Annotated in this window: 23 protein-coding genes; 1 reads left to right on the forward strand and 22 read right to left on the reverse strand. The window is 59.7% G+C overall.

Features of this window, described 5'->3' with window-relative positions; all coding sequences use genetic code 11:
- Nucleotides 1-4: 4 nt before the first annotated feature.
- The 22 genes from FAZ21_RS06635 to FAZ21_RS21245 all read right to left on the reverse strand — a co-directional run bounded on the left by FAZ21_RS06635 (nt 5) and on the right by FAZ21_RS21245 (nt 13918).
- Nucleotides 5-946, reverse strand: a complete 942-nt coding sequence (locus FAZ21_RS06635) for a DUF2184 domain-containing protein (RefSeq protein WP_136772500.1) — start codon at nt 944-946, stop codon at nt 5-7.
- 11 nt (nt 947-957) lie between these two features.
- Nucleotides 958-1452 (reverse strand): structural cement protein Gp24, encoded by a 495-nt coding sequence (locus tag FAZ21_RS06640; RefSeq protein ID WP_136772501.1) that lies wholly within the window; start codon nt 1450-1452, stop codon nt 958-960.
- A gap of 12 nt (nt 1453-1464) precedes the next feature.
- A complete protein-coding gene (locus tag FAZ21_RS06645) occupies nt 1465-2748 on the reverse strand; it encodes a DUF2213 domain-containing protein (RefSeq protein ID WP_211243390.1) in 1284 nt (427 codons plus the stop codon).
- Nucleotides 2749-2788: 40 nt separating this feature from the next.
- Nucleotides 2789-3532, reverse strand: coding sequence for a phage head morphogenesis protein (locus FAZ21_RS06650; protein ID WP_136772502.1), 744 nt, complete (start codon nt 3530-3532; stop codon nt 2789-2791).
- Nucleotides 3441-4934 carry a DUF1073 domain-containing protein gene (locus FAZ21_RS06655; RefSeq protein WP_211243391.1) on the reverse strand — a complete coding sequence of 498 codons (1494 nt, stop codon included), beginning with the start codon at nt 4932-4934 and terminating at the stop codon, nt 3441-3443. Before FAZ21_RS06655 ends, FAZ21_RS06650 begins: the two co-directional genes overlap by 92 nt.
- Nucleotides 4935-4969: 35 nt before the next feature.
- On the reverse strand, nt 4970-6181 hold the full coding sequence (locus tag FAZ21_RS06660) for a PBSX family phage terminase large subunit (RefSeq protein ID WP_136772504.1): 1212 nt from the start codon (nt 6179-6181) through the stop codon (nt 4970-4972).
- Complete coding sequence (locus FAZ21_RS06665) at nt 6165-6716, reverse strand: helix-turn-helix domain-containing protein (protein WP_211243392.1); 552 nt, start codon at nt 6714-6716, stop codon at nt 6165-6167. Before FAZ21_RS06665 ends, FAZ21_RS06660 begins: the two co-directional genes overlap by 17 nt.
- Nucleotides 6717-6822: 106 nt before the next feature.
- On the reverse strand, nt 6823-7119 hold the full coding sequence (locus tag FAZ21_RS06670) for a hypothetical protein (RefSeq protein ID WP_136772505.1): 297 nt from the start codon (nt 7117-7119) through the stop codon (nt 6823-6825).
- Nucleotides 7120-7150: 31 nt separating this feature from the next.
- Nucleotides 7151-7576 (reverse strand): sigma-70 RNA polymerase sigma factor region 4 domain-containing protein, encoded by a 426-nt coding sequence (locus FAZ21_RS06675; protein ID WP_136772506.1) that lies wholly within the window; start codon nt 7574-7576, stop codon nt 7151-7153.
- A gap of 2 nt (nt 7577-7578) precedes the next feature.
- Nucleotides 7579-7980: a putative PDDEXK endonuclease gene (locus FAZ21_RS06680; RefSeq protein ID WP_136772507.1), complete on the reverse strand. Its 402-nt coding sequence runs from the start codon at nt 7978-7980 to the stop codon at nt 7579-7581.
- Nucleotides 7981-8134: 154 nt separating this feature from the next.
- Entirely contained in the window at nt 8135-8641 is a 507-nt protein-coding gene (locus FAZ21_RS06685; RefSeq protein WP_136772508.1) for an HAD domain-containing protein, read from the reverse strand.
- A gap of 280 nt (nt 8642-8921) precedes the next feature.
- A complete protein-coding gene (locus FAZ21_RS06690; protein WP_136772509.1) occupies nt 8922-9296 on the reverse strand; it encodes a hypothetical protein in 375 nt (124 codons plus the stop codon).
- Nucleotides 9293-9658 (reverse strand): hypothetical protein, encoded by a 366-nt coding sequence (locus tag FAZ21_RS20775; RefSeq protein WP_246038516.1) that lies wholly within the window; start codon nt 9656-9658, stop codon nt 9293-9295. Before FAZ21_RS20775 ends, FAZ21_RS06690 begins: the two co-directional genes overlap by 4 nt.
- Nucleotides 9655-10059, reverse strand: a complete 405-nt coding sequence (locus FAZ21_RS06700) for a recombination protein NinB (protein ID WP_136772510.1) — start codon at nt 10057-10059, stop codon at nt 9655-9657. Before FAZ21_RS06700 ends, FAZ21_RS20775 begins: the two co-directional genes overlap by 4 nt.
- Nucleotides 10056-10364 (reverse strand): hypothetical protein, encoded by a 309-nt coding sequence (locus FAZ21_RS06705; RefSeq protein ID WP_136772511.1) that lies wholly within the window; start codon nt 10362-10364, stop codon nt 10056-10058. The genes FAZ21_RS06700 and FAZ21_RS06705 overlap by 4 nt, the downstream gene beginning before the upstream one ends.
- Complete coding sequence (locus FAZ21_RS06710; protein ID WP_136772512.1) at nt 10361-10663, reverse strand: hypothetical protein; 303 nt, start codon at nt 10661-10663, stop codon at nt 10361-10363. The genes FAZ21_RS06705 and FAZ21_RS06710 overlap by 4 nt, the downstream gene beginning before the upstream one ends.
- Nucleotides 10660-10848, reverse strand: coding sequence for a hypothetical protein (locus FAZ21_RS06715; RefSeq protein ID WP_136772513.1), 189 nt, complete (start codon nt 10846-10848; stop codon nt 10660-10662). Before FAZ21_RS06715 ends, FAZ21_RS06710 begins: the two co-directional genes overlap by 4 nt.
- Nucleotides 10845-12197, reverse strand: coding sequence for a replicative DNA helicase (locus tag FAZ21_RS06720; protein ID WP_136772514.1), 1353 nt, complete (start codon nt 12195-12197; stop codon nt 10845-10847). The genes FAZ21_RS06715 and FAZ21_RS06720 overlap by 4 nt, the downstream gene beginning before the upstream one ends.
- Nucleotides 12194-13039 carry a replication protein gene (locus tag FAZ21_RS06725; RefSeq protein WP_136772515.1) on the reverse strand — a complete coding sequence of 282 codons (846 nt, stop codon included), beginning with the start codon at nt 13037-13039 and terminating at the stop codon, nt 12194-12196. Before FAZ21_RS06725 ends, FAZ21_RS06720 begins: the two co-directional genes overlap by 4 nt.
- A complete protein-coding gene (locus FAZ21_RS06730) occupies nt 13036-13230 on the reverse strand; it encodes a hypothetical protein (RefSeq protein WP_136772516.1) in 195 nt (64 codons plus the stop codon). Before FAZ21_RS06730 ends, FAZ21_RS06725 begins: the two co-directional genes overlap by 4 nt.
- 3 nt (nt 13231-13233) lie before the next feature.
- Complete coding sequence (locus FAZ21_RS06735; protein WP_136772517.1) at nt 13234-13506, reverse strand: helix-turn-helix domain-containing protein; 273 nt, start codon at nt 13504-13506, stop codon at nt 13234-13236.
- Nucleotides 13507-13606: 100 nt separating this feature from the next.
- Nucleotides 13607-13918, reverse strand: a complete 312-nt coding sequence (locus FAZ21_RS21245; protein ID WP_373279529.1) for a Cro/CI family transcriptional regulator — start codon at nt 13916-13918, stop codon at nt 13607-13609.
- On the opposite strand from FAZ21_RS21245, the gene FAZ21_RS06745 reads away from it, so the two are divergent.
- The gene (locus tag FAZ21_RS06745) at nt 13857-14531 is read left to right on the forward strand and encodes a S24 family peptidase (protein WP_136772519.1); all 675 of its coding nucleotides are present in this window, start codon (nt 13857-13859) and stop codon (nt 14529-14531) included. The genes FAZ21_RS21245 and FAZ21_RS06745 overlap by 62 nt on opposite strands.
- Nucleotides 14532-15509: the final 978 nt, after the last annotated feature.

Genomic DNA, 15509 nt, shown 5'->3' on the forward strand with positions numbered 1-15509 from the left:
CCCCTTAGATGCCGTCGCGGTAGCTGAGCGTTTCCGGATAGACGATCTCGGTCACCCCCAGGCGACCGTAATAGGTCGTCAGTTGGTAGAGGCTACGATATTCCAGCGGCGTGCGTTGCAGCGGCACCAGCGGGAAGCGCACCCGGTCGGATTCGTTGGTATACGCCACCATGCGATCCTTGTTGCTGGCGCCGCGCCCCACCAGCCATTTCAGCGGCTGCACATTCAGCGGACGGCCGTTGATGCTGTTGGACAGGCTGTTTTGCTTGATGTACTCCAGCACGCTGATGTTGCCAGCGTCGGACACCTTGCGACTGACCAGCAAGCCGAACTTGGCCGGCGGCAGGCGCAGCTCACCAGGGCACACGGCATAGCCCGCTTGCGCCCAAGTGGCGTTCAGCAATTCGTTGATGTCGTCCATAATCTGGTCGACCGTGGCCGCACCCCAGTTACCGGTCTGCGCATTGGACGTGGAAACCGACGCGTTGTTGACGAGCCCCGTCACACCAATGACGGTGTCGCCGATGTACACCTGCTCGTCGATGTCCATCTGGAATTTGAGGTTCATGCCGGCGAATTTCTGCTGGTCAACCGGGCGCCCCAATTGCTGCGCGGATGCCAGCTCCGGCAGCGACCAGCCGAGTTCCATACCCCACAGGGTCAACGGGTTCGGTGTCTTGCCGATGTCCAGCGCGATGCCCGCGATGGCGTTGGCGTCCTTGCCGATCCAGCTCTTGCCAGCCGGGGACGGGCCGCCGGCCGCAGCGAACGAGGAATTGGTGAACGACGACGTTTCGTCGGCAATCGAGACGTCTTCGCGCAGCATGATGTCGCGCGACCAGGTCACCGCCGCCAGCGGCATGTGCAACGTCTGGTCGAGGCGTTCGAGTTCGCCGACCAGGAAAGCACCAGCGCTGTCGATGGTTTGACGATCATAGGTAGGCATGGGTGCTCCCCTTAGATGTTGTATGCGATCTCGACGTTGCCGGAGGCATCCGCCGCGCTCATGAAGGTGGCGCCGGTGATGGCGATGGTGTTGGTACTGTCGGCCGCCGCCTCGATGCCGCCGATGGGCTTGCCGGCAGCGGCATTCGCCACGCGGACATAGACCTGGCCAGCCTGCGCAGCAGTGCCGGCATTCAGCTTCACGGTCATGTAGCCGCGGCGCATGCAGTCGCCAATGCCAGTACCCAGCGGTACCGCCGTGCCCAGTGGGTCGGAGGCATTCGCGCCCTGGGTCGGGTACGGGCGCGCCAGCAGGCCATAGACGGCATTGGCCGCATCGCCGGCGCCGATCGGGACCAGCTTGCCGCTGGAAATCTTGCCGAACAGGCCGTAGGCGGTGAATTTGCTGGTGCCGTCGAGCGTGACCGGTTCAACGGTCGCCTGCGACTTGCGGCTGATGTCACCCGGGATGCCCGAGTCCATGCGATAGAGAATCGCGTTGCCCATGTTCGAGCTCCTTTACTTACGATTGGCCCAGAATTGCTGGGCGGCTTGGTTCATCGACGCGGGTGTAACGGTAAGGCCGAAATCCCGGGTACTGGTCGCGGTACGAGTGCCGCCGGCGTTGTTCAGGTTGCGCACCAGTTCGGCGGCACCGACAAACACCGTATGCAGTGCATCGCGGGACAGGCTGTCGAGCGCCCGGCCATGCAGCAACGGCTTGAGCCTGGCAGCGTGGTCACCGGCCAGCGCCTTGCGCAATGCAGCGCGCTGGATCAGTGCCACACCCTGCTTGCTGCGAGCGGCATCGGTGGTTGCGATGCGGATGCCGGGCGCCAGAATCTCGGCGCGGCTTACCGCATCGCGATAGGAATCACCGGTGTAGGTCTCGCCGGTGTCCGCCTTGCTGGCCGGCTCAGCTTCGAGGATGGTGTCCTCGGTCATGGCCGGATCGTCTTCCAGGTCGTCGTCGGTGGTTTCCTTCTTGTCCGGATCGTCGTTGGCGTCATTGGCTTTGCCAGCCTTGAGCGCCTTGATGTCCGCGTCCATGGTGTTGAGGCGATCGAGGATCTTGGCCAGCGCATCAGAGGTCTTGGCCTTGCCTTCCTCCTCTTCAACATCGGCGTCCTTGGCCTCAATTTCCTTGGCGACTTCTTCGGCGGCCTCGGCGTCGCGGGCCATGAATGCCCGGCGCAGCCGATCCGCCCAACTGAGTTTCTTGCTCATCGGTGTGGGGTCCTTGTCTTGAATTGCACAACGCGCGCCTGCGCGGCCACGCTCTACCAGTGCGACATGATTGCCGACGATGTTTCGCTGGTACCCGATACCGGGTGACAACTGCTCGTAATCGGCCTCATAGCCGCATGAGACTTCACGCAGTCCCGCGCGTACTGCCTCGATGGCCTGCCGATCCATGATCAGCAGGTCTGCAAACACCAGGTCCTGGTCCAGCCCGTCTCCGCGGCGGACGTTTTGCGTCAAGCCGGCAGCCAGTTCCTTCCAGTTGTCCGGATTGACCAGGTCTTCCGGGTGGTCGACGGTCACCGGCTTGCCTTCGAAACTCGCCAGCGTTTCGGGGCGAAAAACATCGTCCGGCTCGCGGCGGATTTCGACCTGGCCGCCGGGGCCAGCGTCGATGGGCACTTCGTCAGCGAGGTAGCGCTGAACACCGGTCCGTGCGATCGCCACGTCGTGACAGATCAGAAATCCCTCCGGCGTCGCACTCTGTTTCGGCCCGAGTTGCTCGGTGGCGTAGAAGCGCAACTTGCCCGAGGCATCGCGGACGATCCGCGTCTGCGCCATGGCACTCTCCAATGAAAAAACCCGCCATGGGGCGGGTCGGTTACTCGGGAATGACGGGTTCTGGGTAACAGCGGCAATTCGGCAGGCATCCCGCGTGCCCAGTGAGCCCATCCAGCGTTGGCGGGGTGCTCCATGGCACGAACTTGCCCCGCATATCCTTGTGCGACTGGCGCACGTCACCATCTCCGGCAGTGCGCCAGATGTACCCGTCGCTACCGATCGACTCGGCACGCGCCTGGGTCAGCGTCGAGGCCGTTCGGGAAACTTCCGTCCGGGCAATGAGCATCGCCCGGCTTTCTGCCACCTCGCCCGAGCGTTGGATTTCCGACGCGATCTCCCTGGCCCTCGATGCATCTTCAATGCCCTTGAGCGTGAGGTCGTGCACACGCTGCGCAGCTTCGAGCGGAATGCTCTTGATCAGCGTCACCTGCTCGGCCAGCAGTCCGCGCATTGCCTCGCCGGTCGGCGCGGTCTGTATCTCACGTCGCAGCGCTGTCGACATGTCCTGCGACATCTGCATCCACGCACGCCGATCGCTGGCATTGACCTCGGCAATCATTTGCGAGGCCGTCGCGGTGGCCCAATCCGTCAACGCTTCGGCATACCGCCGCAGCATCGCTTCGATGGGCGGCACGCTGGCAGGATCACCAGCGGGAAATCCGTCGATGATCGCGCCGACACTCTGGGCAATCCTACGCAGCCTGCTGGCGTACTGCCGTTCTGCCCGGCTGGTCTTGACCGGATTCCGCTGCCGCTTCACGCGGTCGATCGTTCTGGTTGCCATTCAGCAGCTCCGTGACATCCGGCAGATCGTTCTCACCGGCCGGAACCGGGTCGTTCTCCGCATCGGTGATGTCCTGGTCGGTGATGTTCGACCAGATGCCGGTGACGTGGCTCGACTGCCGCAACTCCTTCAGCGCGCTGGCCCGGTCGATGATCTGTGCGTCGTAGGCTTCCGCAACCGCATCGGTCACCGATTTCGCAACAGTTGCCTTCTGCTCGTCGGTCATCTGCCACAGCGGACGGAACTCGAAAGCGAAGTCGTCCGGCAACGGCTGGCCCAGCACCGAGCGCGACAGCGCCTCCAATACCAACTCGACACCAGGGCGAAGTGCGCTGTCCTGCTGCGCGGCGATGTTGTCGTAGTAGGTCCGCAAATCGCTGTCGCCAGAGCTGTTCAGCCCGGCGGGCGACTGACCAAACAGACGCACCAGCGGGATCTGCAACGCTCCGGATAGTTGCTGCCCGAATTGCAGGAGCACATCGGACAGGCCGGTGAACGAGTATTGATGCGTCTCGAATGCGTCGGATGCATCCATGAGGGTCAACCCCTCGTTGCTCTGGAATTGCCTGACCAGTTCTATCTGCTTCACCAGCGCCTCGAATGCCCTCCCTCCGGTGGCAATCAGATCGCGTAGCTTTTCGACCTTGTACGTCCGCAGATGGGCCTTGTAGACCAGTTGTGCGGCGCCCTCGGTCGTGCTGTCGAACGCCAGCAAGCGATCCCACAAGCGCTCCAGCACCGACTGCCCCCAACCGTTCTCGGCGATGCGCTGCCAGTACGGCAACTCGACGCCATCCAGTCGGATCACCCGGCTGTGATGGATCTTCATGTTCACCAGCGCCTGCGCATCAGCCACCACGGTGTAGAACTTCGGCTTGCCCATATCCGGGCCAAACTCGGTGATCAGGTTTTCCAGCGACGGCTGAACCAGCCAGCGATCGAGCACCAGCAGGCCCTTGAACTGGCCTTTGCCGATGGTGTCGAGCCGCAGCGGTGTCGAGACGTTCTGACCATCGATCATCAGCACCGCGACGGAACCGCCGTAGAGCCGCGACCACTTCACGTTGTCGCAAAGCGCATCCCAGATGCGGAGGCGGTTCAGCGCCTTCTCGATTTTCTCAATGTCGCCCGGCGGCAGATCGGATTGCATCTCGATGCCGGCGCGGGTCATGTCCTGCGCAACGACGTCGACGGCTTGGCCGGCAATCCAGCTCGACCGGTACACCGCCTCCATCTGGATGCGGTTGCGACTGACGAAATCAAACCCGTAATGGCTCCCGGCATTCTGATTGGCCGTGCCCAGGCCGACGCGAGCGGCGAAATTCTGGAAGCTGTCTCCAGTGGCGAAGCTCTTGCGTGCGACGTGCTGCGTCTGCAATGCGGTAGCGGTCTGCTGCTGCACCGCCCGTGCCGCTTTGCGCAGTTCATGTTTGCGTGTCATCCAGCGAGCCTTGACCAGACGCCGAGACCGCCGCGCGCCTGGATGTACCCATCGAGGCTGTAGCGGATACCGTCCCAGCAGTGATTGTGTTTGTCGACGATCACCGGGAGCACGTCCTTGGTGATTCTGTCGACCTTGTAGCTGTAAAGCCGCGCTTCGTCGGCGGTGTGCTTGCAGCGCTCGTGGATCACAATCTTTTCGAAGCCGCGCAGATGCGCGATGCCATCCTCGACGCTGCCTGGCCACTTGTCCGCGGCATCGATGTTGAAGCCCTGCCGGCGCAGATAGCTGATCGTCTCCGGCCGGCTGTTGTCGGCCTTGATCGGCCAGTCGCGCGCGCCGGGCACGCTGTCGTATAGCTCGGGCATCTCGTCGATTTCGACACCAACGCCGTAGGCCTCGTGCTCGATGTACAGCGTCTTGTCGACGATGAACGAGCGCAGCAGCGTCGACGGGTCTTGTGCAAAGCCGAAGTCCGCGCCGAAGAACAAACGGTCCGCTTGCAGCCACAGCTCATCGTTGAACGCGCGCACCTCGTATTTGCCAGAGAAAATGACCGCAGCGGTGATCTTCTTTGGCTTCCCCAGCCAGATGTGCTCGTAGGCCTCGTAATCGACCCGCTTGCAATATTCCATCTCCTTGCGGAGCACATCGGGAAACCACGGGTTGTCGCAGTAGTTGACCTCGACGACGACAGCATCGTCCGGCGGATTGAGCACAAACCGCTGATACGTCGGGTCGCTTTCCTCGTGCGGGTTGAAGCTGATCCAGATTTCCGACGCTTCTTTGCGGATGGTCGGGATCAGCACGTCCCATGAATCAGTGCTGACTGTCTGTGCCTCTTCGACCCAGCAGATATCGACGCCCTCGGTCGACTTCACACCCTGTACGTCATAGCGCAGCCCCTTGAAAATGAACTCGCTACCGACACTACTGCGGATGCTGGTATCGGTGATCGTGAACCACGGGGTCAGCCCGAGGGCTTCGATCTGGTCCTTCAGTAGCTTGTGGACCGAATCCTTGATGGTGTTCTGAATTTCGCGGGCGCAGAGGATGCGCACCTTTCGGCTGCTGGCAATCAGCACCAATGCCCGGGCAATCTCCCAGCTCTTGCCGCCACCACGACCACCGTAGAAAACCTTGTAGCGCGCCGGGCGAAAGAGCGGTTTGAATTTCGGCGCGAACCGCAAATCAATCGGCTGCGCCATCCTCCTGTTCTCCGAACGTCACATTGAAGACCGGCGGCCGATCCCTGGGCGTCTCGCCGCGGTTCAACTCATCGACCTTTTCCTTGTTCGCCTTGAGCAGATTCAACGCGATCTCGCTCGACGAGTTCGCCATTTTGGTCAGCACTGCCACGCTTTGCAGCGTCGCGGCACTCGCCATCGGGTCGACGTCGTCGACCTTCTCCAGTTCGGTGTTCGCCAGGGCAGACAGCCGGTGCGCAGTGATCGCGCCGAGATTGGCGGCGCTGGCCAGGTGTGTCGAGATGGAACGGAGCTGCGCGGCGAGGTCAAACGCAGCGATTTGTTCAGAAACGTTCAGCAACGACAAAGCGCGTTCGGTTTCAACAATTTGATTTGCAACGGTTTTTACGGTCTTCGTTCGTTCAGAAAACCGTGCAGAAATCGCTGCCTTGCTGATGCCATACTCTCGCGCCAGGGATGCGGCGGATTCCCCCTGTAGCAACCGCTTGCCAATCGCCTCCCATTGCGCGTCAGTGAGCTTTGAGGGTCGTGCCATCTCGGTTTGCTTCGCTCGTAACGGCATCAGAAAAGCAAAAGCCCCGCACATGGCGGGGCTCTCACTGCAATCGGATTTTCACTGGGCGCACTCTTGCCCAACACCGTCAATGTACCAAATCGTCGGAATCCCGCAATAGATCGTCGGGCTCATTGGGTGTTTCGCATATATGCCGAATTTCGCCATCCTCCGAATCACGGTCTGACCACAGTGCCAAATCTGGGACGGCGTAGGACATGGCGAGGCGCCGGCCAGGGCCGTTGCGCTGCCGCAGGGTCGCCACGACTTTGCCTTCGCGCTTGAGCTTGACCAGCGCCGATGCGACCTCCGCCGCTTCAAACTCGAAATCCAGCATAGCGACAATCTCGCCGAGAAACAGCGGGCGCGGCACATCGGTCAGCAACTCGACCAACCGTGCAGAGAGACCATTGCCTCTAGGACGCCGCGGCATTGCCCTCACCTCGCCAGATCCTGGCAAACCGCGTATGAGCAGCCATCTCCAGCAGTTCGAAGTGCTGAGCGCTCATGCCCATCCGCCGGGCCATGTGGCCCGGATCCATCTGCGGATGCTCGATGTAGATGAGCCGCAGCAGATCGCGCTCCTGCGTGGGCATCTCGCGGACAATGTCCTCGACGGCCTCGGCGGTGAGCTGGTCATAGCGCTCCCGGTTCGCCACCTCGGCATCGCCGGGCCACTTGAACCGCTCCTGCTCCCGAGCATAGCGCGACTCGATCGAATGGCAGCAGCGGCGCCAGGAGCCATAGTCCAGCGACCACATAGCCCAGTGACGCAGCGCGGTCGACGGCGCTGGGCGCTGAGTGACAACTCTTCGATTCGTGATGTTGATCGTTTCCAGCATGGTCATGCCTCCTCGAACATGGGGATTTGCGCAAGAGACCGGATCAACTGACATGCGGCCTGAAGATCCATCGTGGTGGTGCCGTGATCAGGCTCGTAGATGGCCGGGGCCACATCATGGAGACGAACAACTGCGCGCCACGGCTGCCGAGATTGCCGATAAAAGAGGATGGGCCGGCGCTGGGCTGTGTCCGCCTGCCGGAGAGCCTGTGCCCACCATGCGCCAAGCTGTAGCGACTCTTGCCGCTTGCATTCAATGGCCCAGCCGGCGATATCGAGCGTGTCGCACCCTCGCTCACGGGTCTGCGTGAGGTTGCGCTTCACGGCAATGCCAAGCTCTTCCTCCAGAATCCCGAACAATTCGCGCTCTGCTGCCGCGCCTTTGCGTCGTTGCATCGTGCTCATACACCAGCCCATCCATGCTTTTCCTTGAACCGGGTCATCTGCACTGCATCACCCCAGGCCAGAAAAGCAGCAGAGGGGTTCTTGCCATATGCAGTGCACTCGGAGCCTTGGCACCGCCAGCACTTGGCGTATCTGTCCCAGGTGATATTTGGCTTCATCCTTGCCCCCAGTCGAGCGCTCTTCTGGTGTTGTTCCAGTTCCGATCCCTGGCAATGACTGAACTCGGGTCGATTCCGAGAATGATGCAAATCCGGTAGTAGTCGGCCAGCGATAGACCCTCTTGGCGATTGGTCTGCACGAATCGCTCCATCTGCTCCGGGAGCATGTCGCTGTCGTCATCCACAATGGCGTATTCGGTCACATCGGGGTTTGCATCAAGCCATGTCTTGATCTCTTCGCCGCGACGACCACTTGCACTTTTGGGCGTCTCTCCAGCCAAGCGCAAACCCATTGCTCGCTCGATATCCCGCTGGGTACAAAACGTCCTCCAGGCGCTGGAGATAACAATTGAAACGCCAGCAGCGTTCAGGTTCCGAATGAGTTGCAAAGCCACGGCATCGAACTTCTGAATCTGATCGAGCTTGTGCGGATAGTCGCCAAAGGCAGTTGCCGTTCTGACGCTATTTAGCACTCCATCGAAATCAAGAAATAGGACTTTCATGCCTCATCCCCTTCTCTTCGGAAATGCTTCTTTAGCTGCGCCATGTAACGTACTTCATCCACATTCCGCTTCTTGATGTCGGCGATGTAAAGCCATGCAAAGAGGGGCGCAAGCGGTAGCAGAATGGGCCCAAATACAGCTAGTAACAGAGCTACACCAGCCCAATACAGATCAGCCAGAGCGGATATGAGCGATCGTAACTCGCCAGGAATCCTGCGCCAGGTCGTACCAAGCACAATGACCGTCTCCCGCATCGATTCGCGAAATGTCGGGACAGGGGTCATTCGTCACCTCTTTTGATATGTGGCGCTGGTTCAAAAGGATGATCTGGAAACCACTCTTTCCAGTCCGCTTCGTGAATAAACCGCACCTCGATGGAAGGCAATTGCTCTTCGAAATACTGTGTCCCACAGGGTCTTTCGTTAAATCGCGCGGCGACCTCAACGAATCGGTCCTTGTAGATCCGCAACAGGTGTTCCGCCGCCTTTTCATATTCGCTGGCCCGATACCAGCCATCGTTCGTGATGCCGTCAGTGACGCAGTACACGATTGCCTGCGCCTTTTGCCGCTGGATCGCAATCAACTTCCCGGCTTCTTCGTGGCAGAACACGAGCTGGTCATATGTCAGCGAATCAAGAAATTCCTTCGTGCTCAAATCGTTCCCACCAGGTTCTGCCGCGCCAGCTCGCGCAGCGTTTCAACGATTGCGTGATTCATGCGCTCGCGGCGCTGCTCGCGCGTCAGATTCTTGCCCTGATCGATCTCTGCATGACACGCGGGGCAGAGTGCCGCGGTGAGACAGTCATCAACCTTCTGACTCTTGCCCTTCCCTTCATTGCGATGCGCGGCCTGGACCTGGCACACACACCCGCACAACATGCAGTGGTCAATGGATCGCACTGCATCGAGCCACGCACTTGATCGAACCGGGCGCTGTTTCGCGATGGCAAATTGGCCGATCTCGCCATAGGCGGCACTGGCCGCGATCTGTTGCGAAGATCGTGGGGCGATCTTCATGCCACCTTCCGCGCATCGAAATCCACACCACGCTCCGCGCCAACCGCATAAATCAATTCGATCAGATCGCTGAACATGCGCTTACCCATTTTGCTGGTGCGCTGGCCAACGATAACAAAGCCGGTGCCGTCGAGATTGGGAACCACTTTCGACTTGACTAGGCCGGCTGAGATAAGGTCCTTCCATTCCAGCTCGGTCAATTTGATGCCATGCCAATCGGTTTGCTTGGATAGGCATTCCAGCAACGGCCACATGAGTGCGTTTTGCTCCAGCGTGCGCGTCGGCTCTTTCACTTCGACCACGAGCGGGCTATCGGCGCTCGTAGGCAGCCCCGCGATGTATTGCGCCGCGTTGTGGGCAATACGCGGATCGCGGAGGAAAAATGTCGGGTAGGTGCTCATGGTATGGCCCTGCCGAACGCGGCCGCCACACTCACTATCGCTCTACGATAAGTGGCACATCCAACTGCCTTGCGACTTAAACAACGCTCCAGCTTGAGGAAATGACTGAACTCAGGGGAACTATGGAGTTCAAGCTGAGCCATCAGCGCCAGCGCATCTCCATTGTCGCGCAGCGGATTCCATAATCCAGAATCAGAACCACCATCGCTGATGCCCACCAGGTCAGTCATGGGGCATTCCAAATAGCAGCCGATCCTTCCCGCCGCCTTAGCAGCCAATTCCAGCAATTCACGATCCGTAGTCATTGCTCCGCCCTCAGTGCAAATCCTGGATAAACGCGACCATTGTCGGCGTGCACCGACGATTCCTCGACAACGCCATCTGCCATCAGGTGCTCAATCGCCATCCCAATGTGATGTCGTGATGCGCCGACCTTGCGAGCCAATTCGCGCGTTGTGGATGGCCCCTGCTTCAACTGTTTGGCGATGAGGTCGATCAACTCAATGACTCGTTTCTCTCGGGCGATTTCAAATCGATTTGGCGGGCGTTGTGGCATAAACGACCGGCGCATTATTTGAGACATGCTGTGCTGTAACTGTGTCATGCTTGGCTCCTGTACTGGATGACCAAAGATTTAATGCGCCCAACTCGAAACGGCGCTTCCTTTTCTAACTGCTCAATCCATTTGCGACGAGCGACCAGATTCTTGTTGCCAGCAATTGCCCAGGCGATGCACTGGTCGCAATCGAGCGTGGTCATAGGGTGGCCGCAGGGGCGATTGCGCCTCATGCCGGTTCTCCGCCGAAACGCTTGGCTGGCCTAGGCACCTCATACTCAATGTCATCCAGGCTCAGTGCTGAATCAGCAAAGCGGGCTTGATCGCCCAGGAATGCCAACGGCACCTTCCCGGTTTTGCCGCGTCGATTTTTCAGCACACCAGCTTCGGCCAAACCCTTGTACGGGCTGCTTGGGTGGTAGTAATCGTCGCGGTAGAGCGCGATCACCTTGTCGGCATCGGCCTCAATTCCGCCAGATTCGCGGATGTCCGAAATCATCGGGCGCTTGTCGCTGCGCTCTTCCACCTTGCGGGAGAGTTGGGATAGCGCGATCACCGTGCACTTGTTGGCAATGGCCAACTTCTTCAGGTCGCGGCTGATTTCGTCAACCTCAACGCGGCGATCCTTCTGCCCAGGCGAGCGCATCAGTTGCAGGTAATCGACAATCACCAGCTTGATGCCACCCAGCTTGCGCGCCTGAATGCGTACGGTAGACGCCAGCGCAGCCACCGTATCCAGGCCGGTTACCACGGCCAGGTTGAGCGACGACAATCGCTCAATGCCGCGGGTGACGTGAATGTACTGGTCCTCTAGCTTCCCGGTCTGGAGGCTTTCGTAACTCGTTTGCCCTAGGCTGGCGACGTAGCCCTCGCTCAGCTCATCGTGCTCCATCTCCAGTGATGAATGCAGCACGCCATGGGACTGTGCGACATGCTCTGCCACGTTCCGGGCGAACGTCGTTTTCCCCATTCCGGGCCGCGCGGCGATGATGATCAATTGCCCGGGCTTCATCCGACCTGCAATGGCATCAATATCGCGGAAGCCCCAGCGCAGCCCCGACTCTCCTTTCTCGTCACGGTCCAGGATGGCCTTGCCAGCCATCATTGCCATCTCAACCGCGCTCATCACGTTGGCGCGAGTCGAGTGCTCAGCCACACGCATCACCACATCAACGGACTCGGCGATTTTGCTGTCAGTGTCGCCAGTACCCTCCAGGATTTCGTGGATCTGCACGGCAGCGGCACCCAGCTTCCGCTGCTTGGCAAGGTCGCGGATGATCCTGGCATAGGTTGCTACGCTGCCGGTAACGAAGAGAGCGGTTGCGGCCTCGGAGATTTGCGCCAGCCCGCCAATGCGTTCCAGGTCGCCAGATTCGTCTAGCGCTTCGGCCAGAGAGAAAATTTCAGCCGGCACCCCGTTGGACAGCAACCGGCACAATCCGGCCCACATCAGTTGTCCGGCCTGCGTAGCAAAATCTTCGACCGACAGTTGGTCGGCTACGCGGTCAAATGCGCTGTTGTCGGCCAGCACGGCGCCGATGAGCGCCAGTTCAGTCGCGGAGTCGTAGCGAGCGGCAGTCATTGCGCAGCCCTCGCTCGTGCGGCTTCACGGGCCTGCTGAGCCTCCAGGCCGACAGTGGTGAGGTGGTGCAGACCATCTTCCTTTGCGACGTACCAGAGCTTGAACCAATTTTCGCGGATCGCATTGCGAATCACCGCTCGCCAGTCGATGTAGGTCTTGGCGCTGTCCAAGTAGCGGCACTTGAATGCATGGCAGGCAACTCCAATCCACTCTGCCGGGATGCCAGCGTCCTCCACTTGCTGGACGATGGTGTCGTCCTCCGCCAGCAGTGGCTCATGGTTTGCACGGCAGGCTTCCAGGAACTGCGCGAAGGTGGTCTTGCAGCCCTTGGCCCTGGGTTTGCGTTTCGGCTTTTCGCTTGGGGGGACTACAGGGGGATCTTCTTGTCTTTTGGAGTTGTCTTTTGTGGGGGGCAATTCACCCTGTTTATTCGGGGTGATTCGCCCTGTTTGGGGTGGTAAACGGGGTGATTCGCCCTGTTTGAAATTCCACGATTCAGGCATGAGATTCGGGGTCATCTCCGTACCAATGGATTTGCGGTTTCCGCGCTCGATCAGTTGCATCTCGACCAGTTGTGCGAGCGTCTTGCGCACGTCCGATTCATCGACGCCTGTCATGACAGCCAACTGGCTGGTAGCGATGAAGTCATACGTTTTGCCGTAGCCCAGCGTCTTGCGAAGGATCGCGCGATAAACGCGTTCCTGACGATGTGTTAGCGGGGAACGTAGCAGTGCATCTTCAACCACGTTGGGGATCGCGATGAAACCGTCCTGTTGCTGCATCTGCCGATGCTCACGTTGTTCCGGCCTGCGGAACGGGATGACATTCCGTGCGGCGTTCATGCGCTCACCTCAACGTGGCTGGACTGGAGTGCATCCAGCTCATGCAGACAGCGCGCGCGGGTCACGCGGATGTGCTCCACCTCCTCCATCTCGCCGGCCATGAGGTAGTCCTGAATCAGCCCATCGCAGGTGCGGATACCATCGCGCAGAGTCTGGATGTGCTGCTCAAACGTATCGATATGAAGATGCATCGTTCAGCTCCGCACGGCGCCACGACGGCGGAGTTCGAGATAGCGGTATGCCATCTCCTCCAGCGCATCCATCTCAGAGGGCGTGATGGTCATGTCCTTGGCATCCACGAACTTCAGGCCCAGCGAATCCAACAGCGCCCCAAGGTCGGCCAGTTGCACGCCGATCCCACCGCCGAACAGCTTGCTCACCGTAGAAGCGTCCTTGCCCATTCCCGCGGCAATTTCGGCGTCCTTCTTGCCGGAGCGCCGGCGCAGTAGTTCCTGTTCAAGGCTCATAATTTGGATTCACTCGCAGTCAGAAAGGCGCAATCACGTGCAGCCGGAGTTGCGTGCCTATGCACGCTGTTGCTGGGAAACTGGGCTCGTCGGATGTGCATCAGGCAACTCGCTTTCGCTTTGAGCGCTTACACAACACGTCTTGCAGCTGGTAGGCGCGGAGCAAAGGCACAGACCCGTCCATCGGCCACTGGGCCACAGCGGCTCGACTGATCCCGAGAACACGGGCGATCTCGGCTTTAGAGCCGAATGCCCGCAAAGCATCTTTTACTTTCATATGCCAATGATAAGCATACTTTACGAGAAAATGCAAAGTGCAGATAACATCTCGGTTGGTAAGCTCGCTTACTATGAACACACTAAAAGAACGCCTACAGCTGGCCCTGGCTGCTGCTGGCCCCAACAAATCCATGGCAGGTTTATCCCGTCATGCCGGAGTGTCGCGAACCGCTGTTAGCCTTTGGTTCAGCGGAGCGACACAAAAGTTGGATGGGGAAAATCTTCTGCGGGCGGCGGAATATTTGGGCGTATCACCGCAGTGGCTAGCTACAGGTAAGGGACGCGTCCAATTTGATGAGAACCAAGACCATTCTCAAGGGAAAAACGCAGGCGAAGCCAAGTACGTAGCCGTCCCGATCTATTCCACTCACGGGGCGTGCGGCTTCGGCTACATGAACGACAGTGTTGAGATTGAAGGTCAGTTCTCCATGCCGCGTACCTTGTTGGACCGGCTTGGCGTTACAGCACAGAATGCAGCGCTCATCCATGCGAAAGGTGACAGCATGAGCCCTTATATTTGCGATGGTGACTTGGTGCTACTCAATCGAGCGGAGACTCGCATTCAGAACGGTTTGATATACGCGTTCCTGGATGAGGATGAGGTTATGATCAAGCGCGTACAAAAAGGGTTCGGCTCTATCACATTGACCAGCGACAACCCGAACAAGGCAATCCATCCTGATCGATCAGTCCCTGGCAATGCAGAACTGCTTGTTCTTGGGAAGGTAGTATGGCGCGGAGGTTAACCGTCGCCATTCACGTGATAGTCACCTAGCCAAGTAACCCCTTCTGCCGGTCCCGCTCAGCGGGACTTTTTCTTGCCCGACAGACAGCCTGGACTCTACCGCTCGTCGAAATTGTTAAGTTCAATTGACTGTCAATCGCAAAGCACGCTTGACAATGGCACCATCGCAAAGCAGACTTTACTCAACCAAGCGCAACACACAGCGCCCCGATCTTTCACAACCCAGCCAGCACCCCCCTCCCCGCCTCGGCGTGGAATACATCGGTAGAGGGAACGCGCCACGACTACCACCTGGCGCCAATGACGGCACCGCCACTCGCAATGCACGGGCCGATGGTAGAGCAACGCACACCACACGACGGATGCGCGTACCGGAGCTGGGCCAACGACAGGCAGGCGACGGTGCGATGGCAAGGGCCGCGAGCGCAGAGGACGGAAGGTGGTGTGCGGAATCCGGTTCGAAAGAGCCGGAGTACCTGAGCGGATTCGCAAGAGTACGTTGAGGTATCCCTAACGCCTAATCGCAGGGCATGCAACGCGGCCGAAGGACCGCTCGCGAGGGAGTTAAACCGCCAGCCCGGGCGTTGCGGTAGGGCACCAACACAAAAGCGGCGGCGTGGCGAATGCATCCACGAGGCAGCCTGTATAGCGAGGTAGCGCGGCCCAAGGCGCGAGAAACGGAGTACAGGGGGCAGTGGCGCAGTTGAAATCCCCTGGGCAACGCAAAGCCGGCAGTGCGACCGGCCCGCTTCTGTGTTGGTGAATGCGCAGGCTGATGCGCAAAGAGGATACGCGCTGGCAACGTTTTAGCCGGATGAAATAGGGCCGGTGTGCACCAGCAAGCCGCGGGTCACAGCGCCGGCCACCAACACGCTTGGGAAGGGCCATGGCGACACGATGGCGGCGCATATACCCTACGCGCCCGACTGGCTGGCGTAACCAGCTACAACCCGAACACCACCACACGCGCTAGCAGCAA

The organism is Chitiniphilus eburneus, from assembly GCF_005048205.1.
Lineage (GTDB): Bacteria > Pseudomonadota > Gammaproteobacteria > Burkholderiales > Chitinibacteraceae > Chitiniphilus > Chitiniphilus eburneus.